The organism is uncultured Bradyrhizobium sp. (assembly GCF_936943645.1).
In the GTDB taxonomy this organism is placed as follows: Bacteria; Pseudomonadota; Alphaproteobacteria; order Rhizobiales; family Xanthobacteraceae; genus Bradyrhizobium.
This window is the reverse complement of sequence record NZ_CAKZJO010000053.1, coordinates 142,565-158,481: the sequence shown is the minus strand read 5'-3', so window position 1 is coordinate 158,481 and position 15,917 is coordinate 142,565. Positions and strand designations below refer to the sequence as shown.

Genomic DNA, 15,917 nt, shown 5'->3' with positions numbered 1-15,917 from the left:
GATGGGACGCATCATCTGCTGCGGTCTCGGCCCCGGCGATCCTGATTTGATGAGCGTGCGCTCCGATCGCACGGTGCGGGCTGCAAAGCACGTCGCTTTCTTTCGCAAGAAAGGCAGGCCCGGCCAGGCACGGCGCATCGTCGAGGGCATGCTCGCCGCTGACGTCACCGAATATCCCATGGAATATCCTGTGACGACCGAGATCGCCTTCGACAGCGTGGAATACGTCCAGTTGCTTGCCGGTTTCTACGACGAATGGGCCGAGCGCCTGGCGCGGCTGTCGCGCGCCGTCGACGTCGTCGTGCTCTGCGAGGGCGATCCATATTTCTACGGCTCCTTCATGCATCTGCACACGCGCCTGCAGGGCCGCGTCGAGATCGAGGTGATCGCAGGAATTCCCGGCATGGTCGGCTGCTGGAATGGCGTGGGGCAACCGATCGCGCTTGGGGATGACGTAACCACTGTGCTGATGGGCACGCTTCCCGAGAGCGAGCTCGAGCGGCACATGCGCGATTCCGATGCGCTCGTCGTCATGAAGACCGGCCGCAACCTTGCAAAGGTGCGCCGCGCGCTTGCATCCGCCGGGCGGCTGGACGATGCCTGGCTGGTCGAGCGCGGCACCATGCCGGGCGAGCGCGTCGTGCGGCTCGCGGAGGTCGATGCCGCCGACTGTCCGTATTTCGCGATCGTGCTTGTGCACGGCAAGGGCCGGCATCTGGACGCCGCCGAATGACGGGCACGCTGACCATCGCGGGCCTCGGGCCGGGCAACGATGCGATGGTGACGCCCGAGGTCACGGCCGCGCTGGCGTCAGCGACCGACATTCTGGGCTACGCGCCCTATGTCGCCCGCGTGCCGCCGCGCGCCGGGCTGAAGCTGCATCCTTCCGACAACCGCGAGGAGCTGCAGCGCGCGAGCGAAGCGCTGCGGCTGGCGTCCGAGGGTGGGCAGGTCGTCGTCGTCTCGTCCGGCGATCCCGGCGTGTTCGCGATGGCCTCCGCCGTGTTCGAGGCGCTCGAACAGGCGCCGCAATATCAGGCGTTGCCGATCCGTGTGCTGCCCGGCATCACTGCCATGCTGGCGGCCGCCGCGCGCGCCGGCGCGCCGCTCGGCCATGATTTTTGCGCGATCAATCTCTCAGACAATCTCAAGCCGTGGTCCGTGATCGAAAAGCGCCTGCGGCTCGCTGCGGACGGCGACTTCTCGATTGCGATGTACAATCCGCGCTCGGCGAGCCGGCCCGAGGGTTTTGGCCGTGCGCTCGGGGCGCTGAGAGATGCCGGCTGCGGCGAGCGCCTCGTGATCTTCGCACGTGCGGTCAGCGCGGCCGACGAGAAGATCGTGACGGTGACGCTGAATGAAGCAACGCCAGAGATGGCCGACATGCGCACGCTGGTGATCGTCGGCAATTCGCAGACGCGACGCGTCGGCCGCTGGGTCTATGCACCGAGGCGGGTCGAATGACCGAGCCACTGCATTACTTCGGTGACACTCTCGACCCGTCGGCGTTCGGGCAGCTCCGGTCGCGAGATCATGATCACGGGAACGCCAAGCATACGAGCCGCGTCGATCTTGGCGCGCGCGCCGTCGCCGCCGGAATTGCGGGCGACGATCCACGCGATCTCGCGGGCCCGCATCATCTCGAGCTCGCTCTGAAGCGTGAACGGCCCACGCGACACGATCACATCCGCGGCAAAGGGCAGGGACCCTTCGGGCGGATCGACGAACCGCAGCGTGTAGGCATGCTGCGGCTTGCCTGCGAACGGCGCGATGTGCTGGCGGCCGATGGCGAGGAACACGTTTGTGGGCGCGGCGGGCAGCGCGGCGACCGCAGCGTTGATATCGGTGACCTCAATCCAGTTGTCGCCGGGCGCTTTCAGCCAAGGCGCGCGTTCGAGTGCGATCAACTGCGTGCCGGTTTGCGCGCACGCCTGAATAGCATTGCGGCTCATCTCGGCGGCGAACGGATGCGTGGCGTCGATCACATGCGTGATGCCTTCGCCGCGGATGGTGTCGGCCAGCCCGTTCACGCCGCCGAAGCCGCCGATACGGGTCGGCAGCGGCTGGTCGGCCGGCGCGCGGGTGCGACCGCCATAGGAGTAGACGGCGTCGATGCGTGCGCGCGCGACCTCCGCTGCGAGCTGGCCCGCATCGGCCGTTCCGCCCAGAATGAGGGCGCGTATGGTTGATCCCTGGCTGACCATCATCGGTATCGGCGAAGATGGCCTTGCCGGGCTGTCCGAGGCAAGCCGAAAGGCGCTCGCCGATGCCGAAACCGTGTTCGGTGGCGAACGACATCTCGTGCTCGCCGGCGTCGGCAGCCGCGGCCGCGCCTGGCCGGTGCCGTTCGATGCCGACGTGGTGTTGAGCTGTCGCGGCCGGCCGACGGTGGTGCTCGCCTCCGGCGATCCGTTCTGGCATGGCGCCGGGGCAAGCCTTGCCGAAAAGCTCGGTAGCGACGAGTGGATGGCATATCCGGCAGTGTCGACCTTCTCGCTCGCTGCGGCGCGCTTAGGCTGGCGGCTGGAAGCCGTGACGTGCATCGGCCTCCACGCGGCGCCGTTCGAGCGCCTGGTGCCGCATCTGGTGCGAGACGCGCGCATCATCTGCCTGATGCGCGACGCGGCCGCGGTCGGCGCTCTCGCGAAATGGCTGACGGAGCGCGGATGGGGCGCGTCACTGATGTGGACGCTCGAGGCGCTGGGCGGGCCACGGGAATACATTGACCAGCATCGAGTCGACCTGTTTGCCGAGGAGGTCGCGGCTGATCTGGTCGCGGTCGCAGTATGGGCGGTGGGAACACAGGGCATTCCCCGCAGCTCGGGTCTGCCGGACGATCTCTTCGTCCATGACGGCCAGATCACCAAGCGGCCGATCCGCGCACTGTCGCTTTCGGCGCTGGCTCCGCGTCCGGGCGAGCGGCTGTGGGACATCGGCGCCGGATCGGGGTCGATCTCCGTGGAGTGGGCGCTGTGCGGCGGGACGGCGACCGCAATCGAGGCGCGCGAGGATCGCGCCGCGAACATTCGCAAGAATGCAGCGGCGTTCGGCCTGGCGCATCGAATCAGCGTCATCGGAGGCACAGCGCCTGAAGCACTGGCTGCGCTGGATGCGCCCGACGCCGTCTTCATCGGCGGTGGCCTCGATCGCGCAATGTTCGATGCCATCTGGTCGCGGCTTTCGCCGGGCACCCGGCTGGTCGCGCATTCCGTGACGCTGGAGACGGAAGCCCTGCTCGGCGAGCTGCACCAACGTCACGGCGGCGAGCTGATGCGGGTCGAGATCGCGCAAGCCGCGCCGCTCGGCCGCTATCGGGCCTGGGAGGCGGCGCGGCCGGTGGTGCAGTGGAGCGTGGTGCGATGAAGGTCGCCGGGCTCGGATTCAGAAAGGACGTCACGCTGGCTTCGCTGCGTGAGGCGCTGATGGCGGCTGGCGGCTCGGAAGGGCTCGCGGCGCTGGCGACGGTCGGCGACAAGGCCGACGTCGCGGCGCTGAAGCAGCTCGCATGTGAATGCGGTGTGCCGATCAGGGCTATTCCGGCCGAGACATTGGCCGGCATCGACACGCCCACGCAATCGGAGCTCATCGTGGAAAAGTTCGGCACGGGATCTGTTGCCGAAGCCGCGGCGCTCGCTGCGGCCGGCCCTCGGGCCCGGCTGATTGCGACGCGCGTGGTCTCGCAGGATCGCACGGCGACCGCCGCGATCGCGGAAGGAGACGGCGCATGACGGTGCATTTCATCGGCGCCGGGCCGGGCGCGCCCGACTTGCTGACCTTGCGCGGCCGCGACCTGATCGCGTCCTGCCCGGTCTGTCTCTATGCGGGCTCGCTCGTACCCGAAGGCGTGCTGGTGCATTGCCCGCCCGGGGCACGCATCGTCAACACCGCGCCGCTGTCGCTCGACGAGATCATCGCGGAGATTTCGGCGGCGCATGCCGAGGGCAAGGATGTGGCTCGCCTGCATTCCGGGGATCTCTCGATCTGGTCGGCGATGGGAGAGCAGCTCCGCCGCCTGCGCGCGCTCGGCATTCCCGTGACGGTGACGCCGGGCGTGCCGTCTTTCTCGGCTGCCGCGGCCGCGTTGGAAGCCGAGCTCACGCTGCCGGGGCTCGCTCAGAGCGTGGTGCTGACGCGCACGCCGGGTCGCGCCAGCGCGATGCCCGAGGGGGAGAAGCTCGCCGCCTTTGCCGCGACCGGTGCCGTGCTCGCGATCCATCTCTCGATCCACCTGCTCGACAAGGTCGTTGCCGAGCTCACGCCGCATTACGGCGCGGATTGCCCGGTCGCGATCGTCTGGCGCGCGAGCTGGCCGGAGCAGCGCATCGTGCGCGCGACGCTGGCAACGCTCGATGCCGCGGTGGGCGCCGAGATGGAGCGCACCGCGCTGATCCTGGTCGGCAAGACGCTTGGCGCCGCGGATTTCGACGAGAGCCGCCTCTATGCCGTTGACTACGACCGTCGCTATCGGCCGGTCGGCGCCGAGCCACGCTTTCCGGAGGCGTCGTGATGGCGGCGGGCCTCGTCATCTCGGCACCGGCCTCCGGCGTCGGCAAGACCACGCTGACGCTGGCACTCGCGCGTGCCTGGCGCCATCGCGGCCTGAACGTGCAGTGCTTCAAGAGCGGGCCGGACTATATCGATCCCGCCTTCCATGCCGCCGCCACGGGGCGCGCCTCCGTCAACGTCGACAGCTGGGCGATGGATCGCGGCACCATTGCGCACCTCGTCAGCCGTGGTGCGGATGCCGATCTCGTGCTGGCCGAGGGATCGATGGGCCTGTTCGACGGCGTTGCCGCACGCGGCGTCTCCGGCACGGGTGCCACTGCCGATATCGCGGAGATGCTGGGCTGGCCGGTGGTGCTGGTGATCGATCCCTCCGGCCAGGCGCAGACCGCAGCCGCAATCGCCGCGGGCCTGCGCGATTATCGGCCGGGCGTGAAGCTTGCGGGCGTGGTGCTCAATCGCGTCGCCAGCCCGCGCCATGAAGACCTCGTGCGGCGCGCGCTTGTCGATGCCGGCATTGCCGTGTTCGGCGCGCTGCCGCGTCATGCCGAGATCAGCCTGCCGAAGCGGCATCTCGGCCTGGTGCAGGCCGAGGAGCAGGCGGAGATCGGCAAGCTGATCGACGAGGCCGCACGGTTCGTGACGGAGCATGTCGATCTCGAAGCGGTGCTGCGATCGGCGGCCAGCTGGTCGCCGCAAGCCGTGGCAAGTGGACCGAACGTGGTGCCACCCGGCCAGCGTATCGCGCTTGCGCGCGACGCCGCGTTCTCCTTCGTCTATCCGCACATGCTGGAGGCCTGGCGCGCAGCGGGCGCGGAGATCGTGCCGTTCTCGCCGCTATCAGATGAAGCGCCCGATCCGAGCGCCGACGTGTGCTGGCTGCCAGGCGGCTATCCCGAGCTTCATGCCGGCAGAATCGCCTCCAATGCCCGGTTTCGTAGCGCCTTGCGCGCCTTCGCCGAGATGCGGCCCGTGCACGGCGAATGCGGGGGCTATATGGTGCTGGGAACCGCCTTGACCGACGCGGACGGTATTCGCCACGAGATGACGGGCCTGCTTGGCCTGGAGACCAGCTTTGCCAAACGCCGCATGCATCTGGGTTATCGCCTCGCAACGCTGGCCGCGCCGATGCCGGGACATCAGCCCGGCGCGCGGCTGCGCGGCCACGAGTTTCACTATTCGACCATCCTCGCTCAGCCTGACACGCCGCTCGCTATCGTGCACGATGCGACGGGCGCAATCATCGCCGAGACCGGCTCGCGGCGCGGCCATGTCAGTGGCACCTTCTTTCACCTGATCGCGGAGGACCGGTGAGCGGATTCGTTTCCTTCATCTCCGCCGGACCCGGCGACCCCGAGCTGCTCACGCTCAAGGGCGCCGCGCGGCTGCGCGAGGCCGACGTCGTGCTCTACGACGATCTCGCCTCCGGCGCGATCCTCGATCTCGCCCGGCCGGAAGCCAATCTCGTCGCGGTCGGCAAGCGGGCAGGGCGCCCTTCGACCAAGCAGCATCACGTCAACCGCCTTCTGGTCGACTATGCCGCAACGGGGGTGCGCGTGGTGCGGCTGAAGTCCGGCGATGCCGGCATCTTCGGCCGGCTCGAGGAGGAGATCGAGACGCTGCGCGAGGCCGGCATCGGCTACGAGATCGTTCCCGGGGTCACCTCGGCCTGCGCCGCGGCAGCCCAGGCGGGCATTCCCCTGACCCGGCGCCACACCTCGCGCCGGGTGCAGTTCGTGACCGGGGCCGATGTGACCGGCGATCTGCCGCCGAACCTGAACTGGGCGGCGCTGGCCGACCCTGAAGCGACGACCGTGGTCTATATGGGCCGGCGCACCTTTCCGGCGCTTGCCGCAAAATTGATCTCGCATGGTCTTGCCGCAGATACCCCGGCGCTGGTCGCCGAATCCCTCGGCCGTTCCGACGAGCGGCTGGTCCGCACCACGATTGCCGAGCTTGCCGAGCAGCTTGCCCGCGGCGGCGCGCCTTCGACCGCCGCCGTGATCCTGTTCGGCGCGCTGGCGGGGGATTATCCGTCATGATCGCTTCTTCCCTTGACGCAGGCTCGGCGAAAGGGGCACACAGGAGAAGCATGGTGCTCACCACGGCGCAAAGCGCCGGAGCATAATCGGGAATGGGGGTGGGCGGACCCAGTTGCGGCGCCCAAAACCCCAGCCGCCCCCGCGACTGTAAGCGGTGAGGGACTTCGATCCGCCACTGGGCCGCAAGGCCCGGGAAGGCCGAAAGTCCCAGTGAACCGCGAGCCAGGAGACCGGCCCTGCACGTTTTGAGGCCAAGGCCGTCGGGTGTGACGGCAGGAAGGATCTGAGCCATGCATATCGAACCCGGGATCGTGACGGGCGCCAAGCTCGTGTTGAGTTACGCAACCGGCATCGCCGCAGGCGGCGCTGCCTTGAAGCTCGCGGTCGAGACCGTGCGCGAGCAGGGCGTCGTATCGTTCGCGGCGCGGACGTTCGCCACCACCGTTCTCGTCTTCACCTTCTTCGAGATCCTGCCGCACTTCCCGGTTGGCGTCTCCGAGGTGCACTTCATCCTCGGCTCGACCTTGTTCCTGCTGTTCGGTGCCGCGCCTGCCGCCTTCGGTCTCGCCTTCGGCCTGCTGCTGCAGGGCGTGTTCTTCGAACCGGCCGACATCCCGCAATACGGCATGAACGTTACGACGCTCTTGGTGCCGCTGTTCGCGATCCAGGCGATCGCCTCGCGGATCATTCCGCGCAACACCGCCTATGTCGACCTGAAGTACCGCCAGGCGCTGGCGCTCTCGACGACCTATCAGGCCGGCGTGATCGGGTGGGTGGCGTTCTGGGCGCTCTATGGCTCGGGCTTTGCGATGAGCAACCTTGCCAACATCGCGACCTTCGCGGCGTCCTACGCGCTGGTCATCGTGATCGAGCCGCTGGCTGATCTTGCCGTGCTGGCGCTGGCGAAATCGCTGCGCGGCGTCACCGCGCCCGGCTTCGTCACGCCGCGCCTGCACAACGCGGCCTGAAGAGACAAGGGGCGGCCGTCATGGCCGCCCCACGCCCGTGATGCTCACGCTTTCCCTGATCGGCATCGGTTGCGGCGATCCTGGCCAGCTGACGCGCGCCGCCGTTGAGGCCATCAACGCCGCCGATCTCATCCTGATCCCGCGCAAGGGGACGGCGAAGTCCGATCTCGCCGATCTCAGGCGCACGATCTGCGCGGATGTCCTGACCAACGACAAGACCGTCATCGCCGAGTTCGATCTTCCCGTACGCGACGCGGCCGAAGCGGATTACCGCAAGGGCGTGGACGACTGGCATGACGCCGTCGCCGCGACCTGGCGACAAGCGATTGCAGATCATCTCGACGGCGACGGCAAGGTCGCGCTGCTGATCTGGGGCGATCCGTCGCTCTATGATTCCTCGCTGCGCATTGCCCGCCGGCTCGACCCCTTGCTCAGAATCGAGGTCGTGCCGGGCATCACCTCGATCCAGGCGCTGTGCGCGGCGCATACGCTGCCGCTCAACGACATCGGCGAGCCGTTTCTGGTCACGACCGGGCGTCGCCTGCGCGAGGGCGGCTGGCCACAAGGCGTCGATACAGTTGTCGTGATGCTCGACGGCGGCACGGCGTTTCAATCGCTCGATCCGGCCGGGCTCCACATCTATTGGGGCGCCTATCTCGGCATGCCCGATCAGATCATCCTGTCCGGCGCGCTGGCCGAACTCGGTCCGCGCATCGTCGCCGTGCGGCAAGCGGCGCGCGAGCGGCATGGCTGGATCATGGACAGCTACATCCTCAAGCGCGTGCGTGAAGCGAGGCAGCATGCTTCCTGACTGGGTTACCCAACAATGTCCCGCGATCTCCGCGATCCATCGCGACGCCGCGATCGCACGCCAGGCGCAGCTGACGAAGCCGACCGGCGCGCTCGGCCGGCTCGAGCAGCTCGCGATCGAGCTCGCCGGCCTGCAGGCGACCGGGCAGCCGCGCGTCGCGCGCGTGCCGATCATCGTCTTCGCCGGCGATCACGGCATCGTCGCGCAGGGCGTCTCGGCCTATCCGCAAGCCGTGACCATCGCGATGATGGCGAATTTTGCCGCAGGCGGTGCCGCGATATCGGTGCTGGCGCGCGAGCTCGGCTCCAGCCTTGACGTCGTCGACGCCGGCACGCTGGCGCAGGAGGCAATGCCGGGCATCATCACCGACAAGCCGCGCCACGGCACGCGCGATTTCAGCGTCGAGTCCGCGCTCACCCCTGCGGAGCTGGCATTCGCTTTCGAAGCCGGCCAGCGCGCGGTTGAACGCGCAGCGGCCGAACAGCCTGATCTTCTGATCTTCGGCGAGATGGGGATCGGCAACACCACGACGTCGGCGGCGATCGCGGCAAGCCTGCTCGGCATCAGCGCCGAGGAGATCGCCGGCAGCGGCACCGGCATCGATGCAGCCGGCCGCGCGCACAAGGCGCGCGTGATTGATGCGGCGATCGCACGGCATGGCGTTGCCGGCGCTTCGTCAGAGAAGATCCTGTGTGCCGTCGGCGGCCTCGAGATCGCAGCGATTTGCGGCGCGATCATTGCGGCTGCGCAGCGCCGCATCCCGGTGCTGATCGATGGCTTCATCGTCTCGGTCGCCGCGCTTGCCGCGGTGCGGCTCAACCCGTCATGCCAGCCCTTCCTGTTGCCGTCGCACCAGTCGGCGGAGCAGGGGCATCGGTTGGTGCTGCGTGCGCTGAACGTGCAGCCGATGATCAGTCTCGATCTCAGGCTCGGCGAGGGATCGGGCGCTGCGATCGCGCTGCCACTGGTGCGGTTGGCCTGCGCGCTTCACAACGGCATGGCGACCTTTGCCCAGGCCAACGTACCTGATCGGCCTAGCTGATCCGCTGGTTGACGGAAACGACGCGCCAGCCGCTCGCCAGCCGGTCGATCCGCGTCAACGACAGCGGATCGATCACGAAGCGCAAGGCGGCCTGCGGCGCGAGGTCCAGCGCGATGCAGAGGATGGCGCGGATCGTGCCGGAATGCACGACGAGCGTGGCCTGTCCGGCTCCAATCCGCGACAGGCCGAGCCGGACGCGCGCGACCTGGTCCGCGAAGCTTTCGCCGCCCGGCGGCCGTCCGCCGGCGGGATCATTCCAGAACTGCGCATAGGCCTCGCCGCCGGTGGCAGCGAGCTCGTCGTGCCGATGGCCGGTCCAGTCGCCGAAATCCTGCTCGCGGAATTCGCTGGCCAGCTCCGGTTCGAGCGCCAGCGCGCGCGCCGTCTCGACCGTGCGCCGTGATGGGCTGGTATAGCCGGCGGCATCCTGCGGCAGACGGCGCCGCAGCGCATCCAGCTGTGCGCGATCGCCGAGATCGGCCGGCGCGTCGGAGGCATGGATCGTCCCTTTGACGCCATCGACCGGCGCGTGCCGGATCAACCAGAGGAAGGTCTCGCCTTCCATGCTCATCTCTCCAAAGGAAGTTGCTCGCTGTGGCAATAACGCCGCATGGGATACATTGACTCTGTCGTGATGGTAATCCTAGATGCTCGCGACGGTTTCCCCGAGAGGGGATGAAAAGGGAATGCGGTGCGGGGAATTTGTCCCCCAATGCCGTGGCTGCCCCCGCAACTGTGAGCGGATAATCCTTCGTCAGAAGCCACTGGGTCCTCGGTCCCGGGAAGGCGACGAAGCGGTGATCGACCCGCGAGCCAGGAGACCTGCCGTCAGCCGTGGTCACACGCGAAGATGTCGGTCGGGGAGTACAGACATTCGGCTTCATCGGACGGCCGCAAGGCCAAAGGAGAGACCTCGTTCGCTGTGACGTGCCACTGACGTCATACCGAGGTCCGAAAATCGTGTCTTCCATTCCTATCGTACGACCGCGCGGCTTCCTGCTCGCCTCTGCAGCCCTTACGCTGGCTGCGGCTGATATGCCGGCCGCGCTGGCGCAGCAATCCCGCGAACCGCTGCCGCCGATCGAAGTATCGCCCGCCCAGTCCCGCAAGCAGGCGAAGCCTGCCGGGCGGGAAGGGCAGAGCGCACGTCGCGCGTCATCGCGCAGATCCCCCGTTACTGCCGCGCCAAAGCCTGCGGTGCCGGGCGCCGGTGCACAGACGCAGGCCGCGACGCCTCTCAACAGCAATGCCGTGGCCGAAAGCGCTTCGCGCCTCGGCCTGACGGTGCGGCAGACGCCTGCGACCGTCGAGGTGATCTCCGCCGAGACCATGCGCGAGCAGGGCTATCGCACCGTGTCCGAAGTGGCGCAGGGCGCCGTCGGCGTCACCTCCGGCGATGCCCCCGGAGAGCCGGCGGGCTTCTCGATGCGTGGCTTCACCAACAGCCAGATCAACACGCTCTACAACGGCATCAAGATCGGCCCGCAGAACATGACCTCGCGGATCATGGACACGGCCAATCTGGAGGCCGTGGAATTCCTCAAAGGGCCGGCCTCGCTGATCTCGGGCGAGGGCGCCGCCGGCGGCGCGATCAATTTCGTCACCAAGCAGCCGCACACGGGGCCGATCCGCAACGAGGCGGACTTCTCGTATGACTCCCTGAACTCGTTCCGCGCCCATTACGGCTCGGGCGGCAGCACCAACGTTCAAGGCCTTGACTACCGCTTCGACATCAGCCGTTCAGCGCTCAACGGCTTTGTCGACGACACCAACACCAAGATGCTGGATGTGTCGGGCCAGCTCAACTACCGCATCTCCGACAGTCTCAAGGTCTGGGGCGCGATCGAGTACCGCGAGGATCGCGGTAAGGCCTATTGGGGCGCGCCGCTGGTGCCGGTCGCCTTCAGCGGTTCGCACGCGACGAGCGGCATCGTCTCGGGCAATTACGTCTCGAACTACAATGGAACCAATCTCGGCGCTGTCACCATCGACGACCGCACCTTCAAGACCAATTACAACGTGCTCGATAATCGCAACGTCGCACAGGAAGTCTGGCTGCGCGGCGGCTTCGAGCTGAAGCTCGCGCCCGACCTGACCCTGAAGAGCCAGGCCTACGGCTACGGCGCCGAGCGCAGCTGGTTCAACAACGAGATCGAGGCGTTCAACGCCGGCACGAACCTGGTGGATCGCGAGCGCTTCTATGTCGCGCACAGCCAGCGGTTGGTCGGCAATGTCACCGACCTGATCTGGGATGCGAACATTGCAGGCTTCGACAACCGGATGGTCACGACGCTGTCGTCGAGCTATCTCGATTTTGTCAGGCCGGGTGCTGCGAACTTTCCCGGGGATTCCGTTTCTCTGGTCGATCCCAACCGCGGATTCTACGGCCTGCTCACCACACAGCAGCAGACTGCACGTATCGACAACGAAGCGCTGTCGTTCGAGGACCGGCTGAAGCTGACCCGGACGTTTGCGCTGATCGGCGGCCTCCGCGTCGAGCATATCGGGCTTGATCGCAACTCGACCGACAAGACCGGGCTGGAGAAGGCGGGTTTTCCGTACTCCAAGGACTGGGCGCCCGTGACGGGGCGCATCGGCTACACTTGGGAGGCCGTGCCGGGCCTGACCTTCTTCAGCCAGTATGCGACCGGCGCCGACGTGTCCGCCAACAACATCTTCCTGCTGTTGCCGACCCAGCCGCTGGACCTGACGACGTCGCGCACCTACGAGACCGGCGTCAAGCACCTGTTCTGGGACAATAGGGCGGAGTGGTCGTTCTCGGCCTATGACATCCAGCGCAAGAACGTCTATGCCGCCGCCGGCGGGCAGGCGCTCAATATTGCCGGACGGCAGGAATCGAAGGGCGTCGAGCTCGCCGCTTCGGTACGGCCGATCGATCCGCTGCGGCTGTGGGGCAACATCGCCTATGTCGATGCACGCTATGCCGACTACAATTTCGTCGGCGGCTCGTTCGCCGGCAACACGCCGCCGAACGTGCCGCGGATCGTCGCCAATGCCGGTGCGTCGTATCGCTTCTTCACGCCGTGGCCGGTCGAGGTCGGCATCACCGGCCGCCATGTCGGCGACCGCTACAATACCGACGCCAACACCGTGACGATGAAGGCGTATACCGTCGCCGACGTCTATGCCTTCGTCGATATCCCCAGGACGGTGTTTGGCGCGGTCGACCAGGCCCGCCTGACTTTCCGCGTCCGCAACATCACCGACAAGCGCTACGCGATCTGGGGTGATCCGTTCTATCCCGATCAGATCCTGCTCGGCGCGCCGCGCACCTACGAGATCTCGGCGGCGTTCAAATGGTAGGGAACTGAGCGGATGATGGCCGCGATCGTCCTGCTGCATCGCTGGCTCGGGGTCGCGTTCTGCCTGCTGTTCGCGATGTGGTTCGCGACCGGCATCGTCATGCACTTCGTTCCGTTTCCGTCGCTGACGGAAGCGGAGCGGGTTGCGGGTCTCACGCCGGTGGATCGGGGCGGGGCGCGGATCGCGGTTGCCGATGCCGTGGCCGCGAGCGGCATCCCCGATGCCACGCGCGTGCGCTTGATCCAGCGGGGCGATGGGCCGGTCTACGTCGTGTCGAGAGCCTCGCACCTGCGCGCAGTTCGCGCGACCGATGGGCAGGATGCATCGGTACGGTCGGTCGATCTCGCGCTCGCCATCGCAGGCGCGCATGCGCGTCAACGCGGACTCGATGCCGCGCATGCGGCTCTCGTTGCGCACGCGGCCTACGACCAGTGGAGTGTCCCGAACGGCTTCGACCGTCACCGGCCCTTGTGGCGGGTTGCGCTCGGCGACGCGGCCGGAACGGAAGTCTACGTCTCGTCGCGCACCGGCGAGGTCGTGCTGGACACGACGCGAAGCGAGCGCGGCTGGAATCTCGTCGGCAGCGTCCTGCACTGGATCTATCCGACGGTCCTGCGCAGCGATTGGGCGCTGTGGGACGGCGTAGTCTGGACGCTGTCGCTGCTGGCCTTGATCGCGGCCTTGCTGGGCGCGGTGCTCGGCATCGTGCGGATCAGGAAGCGAAGCGGCCGCCTTGCGACGCCCTATCGCGGCTGGCACGCGCTGCATCACATCCTCGGCCTCGCGGCGACGCTGTTCGTGCTCAGCTGGATCTTCAGCGGCTGGCTCTCGATGGATCACGGCCGGCTGTTCTCGCGCGGACAGCTGACGGACCGCGAGGCCGACGCGGCGAATGCCGTGCCTGCCTGGGCGTCGGCATCATCGCCCGACCGGACGAAGCCGCCGCCATCGGTCCGGGAGATTGAATGGTTCGCCTTCGGCGGCAAACTCTATCGCCGCGATCGGCTCGCGCTGGACGCGCAGGCGCTGGTCAGGACAGAAGGTTCACCGGATGCAGGACAAGCCGGATTTCTCAGCGCGCAAGAGGTTCGCGGCTTGACGGCCCGCCTTGCCGCGGATTGTGGCATTCCCGGCATTCTCGCGGGCAATGACGACTATCCCACGCGATCCGCCGTCCCGGGTGCGCCGGTCTACCGCTCGCATTGCGGCGAGGTCTGGTTCGATATCGACGGCGCTGACGGCAATGTGCTGCAAAGGCTGGACGCTTCGCGACGTGCCTATCGCTGGGCCTATGGCGCGCTGCATACGCTGGATTTCCCGAGCCTGCTCGCGCGTCCTCTCTTGCGCGAGATCCTGATCGTCGCGCTTTGCGGGTTTGGGCTGGCATTCTCCGTCACGGGAGTAGTCATCGGCTGGCGACGCCTGCTGCTGTCGCGCTGATCGCTCGAAACGCGAGCGGTCAACCCGCATCACGGCGGCCTGACCAATGACCGCGAGATCCCGCTGGCGAAGGTCCGGTTAGTGGCATACCATTTGCAAGCCAATGGGCTCTGGTTTCACCTGCCCTTGGCCAACGATGGCCGGCATCACGGCAATAACGGGAGGACTTCATGGATCGCAGGACCGTATTGAAGGGACTGGCGGGCGCAGGCGGTTTGGCGTTGACCGGCCTCTCGGCCCCGGCCATCGCGCAGGGCGCGTCAGCCCGCACCCTGCGTTTCGTGCCGCAGGCCAACCTCGCCAATTTCGATCCGATCTGGGGCACGCAATATGTCGTCCGCAATGCGGCGGCGCTGGTCTGGGACACGCTTTACGGCATCGACGCGCAGCTTCAGCCGCAGCGCCAGATGGTGGAGTCCGAGGAGACCTCCGACGACGGCAAGACCTGGACGTTCAAGCTGCGCCCGGGCCTCAAGTTCCATGACGGCGAGCCGGTGCTGGCGAAGGACGTCGTTGCGAGCCTGTCGCGCTGGGCGGCGCGCGATCCCATGGGCCTGATGATCATTCCGATCCAGCAGGAGCTGACCGCGGTCGACGACCGCACCTTCAAATGGGTCCTGAAGCAGCCCTTCCCGAAAATGCTCTACGCATTGGCCAAGAACAACGCGCCGTGCTCCTTCATCATGCCTGAGCGCATCGCCAAGACCGATCCGTTCAAGCAGATCACCGAATATGTCGGCTCGGGGCCGATGAAGTTCGCCAAGGGCGAGTGGGTCCCCGGCGCCAAGGCCGTGTTCGAGAAATTCGCCGACTACGTGCCGCGGCAGGAGAAGCCATCCTGGCTCGCCGGCGGCAAGCAGATGATGGTCGATCGCGTGGAATGGATCGTGATGCCGGATCCGGCCACTGCGGCCGCCGCCCTGCAGAATGGCGAGGTCGACTGGTGGGAGAACCCGATCGCCGACCTCGTGCCCGTGCTGAAGAAGAACAAGAACATCAGCGTCGACATCGGCGATCCCCTCGGCAATATCGGCTCGTTCCGCATGAACCATCTGTTCGCGCCGTTCAACGACGTGCGGGCGCGGCGCGCGGTGCTGATGGCGCTGAGCCAGGAAGACTACATGCGCGCGATCGTCGGCGACGACACCGCGCTGTGGAAGCCGCTGCCCGGCTTCTTCACGCCGGATACGCCTGTTTACAACGACCTGGGCGGCGACATCCTCAAAGGCAAGCGCGATTTCGACGCCGCCAAGAAGCTGCTCGCCGAGAGCGGCTATTCCGGCCAGCCCGTGACCTGCCTGGTCGCGCAGGATCAGCCGATCACGAAGGCGCAGGGCGACGTCACCGCGGATCTCCTGAAGCGGCTCGGCATGAATGTCGACTTCGTCGCCACCGATTGGGGCACGGTCGGCTCGCGCCGCGCGCAGAAGACACCGCCCGGGCAGGGCGGCTGGAACATGTTCCACAGCTGGCATGCCGGCGCCGACTGCATTACGCCTGCCGCCTACACCGCCATCCGCGCCAACGGCGACAAGGCCTGGTTCGGCTGGCCCAACAGCCCGAACACCGAGAAGGAGATCGCGGGCTGGTTCGACGCCAAGAGTATCGACGAGGAGAAGGCTGCGATCGGGCGGGTCAACAAGGCGGCGATCGAGGACGTCGTCTACGCGCCGACCGGCTTCTTCCTGACCTACACGGCCTGGCGCAAGAACGTCTCCGGCATCGCCAAGGGGCCGCTGCCGTTCTTCTGGGGCGTGTCGAAGTCCGCTTGATCGTGCGCTGAGGCC

Annotated in this window: 15 protein-coding genes and 2 riboswitches; of the genes, 13 read left to right on the top strand and 2 right to left on the bottom strand. The window is 67.2% G+C overall.

The features are described from left to right. The first annotated feature begins 1 nt into the window (after window position 1). Both Q0743_RS12730 and cobJ read left to right on the top strand, forming a co-directional pair. Window positions 2-733, top strand: coding sequence for a precorrin-2 C(20)-methyltransferase (locus tag Q0743_RS12730; protein WP_298241868.1), 732 nt, complete (start codon window positions 2-4; stop codon window positions 731-733). Beyond that, window positions 730-1,464 carry a precorrin-3B C(17)-methyltransferase gene (gene cobJ, locus Q0743_RS12725; protein ID WP_298241867.1) on the top strand — a complete coding sequence of 245 codons (735 nt, stop codon included), beginning with the start codon at window positions 730-732 and terminating at the stop codon, window positions 1,462-1,464. Before Q0743_RS12730 ends, cobJ begins: the two co-directional genes overlap by 4 nt. On the opposite strand, the gene Q0743_RS12720 is transcribed toward cobJ, so the two are convergent. Next, entirely contained in the window at window positions 1,440-2,204 is a 765-nt protein-coding gene (locus Q0743_RS12720; protein ID WP_298241998.1) for a cobalt-precorrin-6A reductase, read from the bottom strand. The genes cobJ and Q0743_RS12720 overlap by 25 nt on opposite strands. Between Q0743_RS12720 and cbiE the strand changes: the two genes are divergently transcribed. The 8 genes from cbiE (at window position 2,182) to cobT (ending at window position 9,366) form a co-directional block, all read left to right on the top strand. After that, a complete protein-coding gene (gene cbiE / locus Q0743_RS12715) occupies window positions 2,182-3,363 on the top strand; it encodes a precorrin-6y C5,15-methyltransferase (decarboxylating) subunit CbiE (protein ID WP_298241866.1) in 1,182 nt (393 codons plus the stop codon). The genes Q0743_RS12720 and cbiE overlap by 23 nt on opposite strands. Beyond that, the gene (locus tag Q0743_RS12710) at window positions 3,360-3,728 is read left to right on the top strand and encodes a cobalamin biosynthesis protein (RefSeq protein WP_298241865.1); all 369 of its coding nucleotides are present in this window, start codon (window positions 3,360-3,362) and stop codon (window positions 3,726-3,728) included. The genes cbiE and Q0743_RS12710 overlap by 4 nt, the downstream gene beginning before the upstream one ends. Continuing rightward, on the top strand, window positions 3,725-4,507 hold the full coding sequence (gene cobM, locus Q0743_RS12705; protein WP_298241864.1) for a precorrin-4 C(11)-methyltransferase: 783 nt from the start codon (window positions 3,725-3,727) through the stop codon (window positions 4,505-4,507). Before Q0743_RS12710 ends, cobM begins: the two co-directional genes overlap by 4 nt. Then, complete coding sequence (locus Q0743_RS12700; protein ID WP_298241863.1) at window positions 4,507-5,817, top strand: cobyrinate a,c-diamide synthase; 1,311 nt, start codon at window positions 4,507-4,509, stop codon at window positions 5,815-5,817. Before cobM ends, Q0743_RS12700 begins: the two co-directional genes overlap by 1 nt. Beyond that, window positions 5,814-6,545, top strand: coding sequence for a uroporphyrinogen-III C-methyltransferase (gene cobA, locus Q0743_RS12695; RefSeq protein ID WP_298241862.1), 732 nt, complete (start codon window positions 5,814-5,816; stop codon window positions 6,543-6,545). The genes Q0743_RS12700 and cobA overlap by 4 nt, the downstream gene beginning before the upstream one ends. 34 nt (window positions 6,546-6,579) lie before the next feature. Then, window positions 6,580-6,799, top strand: a riboswitch (cobalamin riboswitch). Window positions 6,800-6,835: 36 nt separating this feature from the next. Further along, a complete protein-coding gene (locus tag Q0743_RS12690) occupies window positions 6,836-7,513 on the top strand; it encodes an energy-coupling factor ABC transporter permease (protein WP_298241861.1) in 678 nt (225 codons plus the stop codon). 40 nt (window positions 7,514-7,553) lie between these two features. Continuing rightward, a complete protein-coding gene (cobF, locus tag Q0743_RS12685) occupies window positions 7,554-8,324 on the top strand; it encodes a precorrin-6A synthase (deacetylating) (protein ID WP_298241860.1) in 771 nt (256 codons plus the stop codon). Then, window positions 8,314-9,366 carry a nicotinate-nucleotide--dimethylbenzimidazole phosphoribosyltransferase gene (cobT, locus tag Q0743_RS12680; RefSeq protein ID WP_298241859.1) on the top strand — a complete coding sequence of 351 codons (1,053 nt, stop codon included), beginning with the start codon at window positions 8,314-8,316 and terminating at the stop codon, window positions 9,364-9,366. The genes cobF and cobT overlap by 11 nt, the downstream gene beginning before the upstream one ends. Here cobT and Q0743_RS12675 read toward each other — a convergent pair. Then, window positions 9,359-9,931, bottom strand: a complete 573-nt coding sequence (locus Q0743_RS12675) for a histidine phosphatase family protein (RefSeq protein ID WP_298241858.1) — start codon at window positions 9,929-9,931, stop codon at window positions 9,359-9,361. The two genes, cobT and Q0743_RS12675, sit on opposite strands and share 8 nt — an antisense overlap. Window positions 9,932-10,006: 75 nt before the next feature. Further along, window positions 10,007-10,211: riboswitch (cobalamin riboswitch) on the top strand. A gap of 115 nt (window positions 10,212-10,326) precedes the next feature. Between Q0743_RS12675 and Q0743_RS12670 the strand changes: the two genes are divergently transcribed. From Q0743_RS12670 to Q0743_RS12660, 3 genes are all read left to right on the top strand, one after another. Next, complete coding sequence (locus Q0743_RS12670; protein ID WP_298241857.1) at window positions 10,327-12,690, top strand: TonB-dependent receptor; 2,364 nt, start codon at window positions 10,327-10,329, stop codon at window positions 12,688-12,690. Window positions 12,691-12,702: 12 nt separating this feature from the next. Next, window positions 12,703-14,130 (top strand): PepSY domain-containing protein, encoded by a 1,428-nt coding sequence (locus Q0743_RS12665; protein ID WP_298241856.1) that lies wholly within the window; start codon window positions 12,703-12,705, stop codon window positions 14,128-14,130. A 170-nt stretch (window positions 14,131-14,300) separates the two neighbouring features. Further along, window positions 14,301-15,902 carry an ABC transporter substrate-binding protein gene (locus Q0743_RS12660; RefSeq protein ID WP_298241855.1) on the top strand — a complete coding sequence of 534 codons (1,602 nt, stop codon included), beginning with the start codon at window positions 14,301-14,303 and terminating at the stop codon, window positions 15,900-15,902. Window positions 15,903-15,917 lie beyond the last annotated feature (15 nt).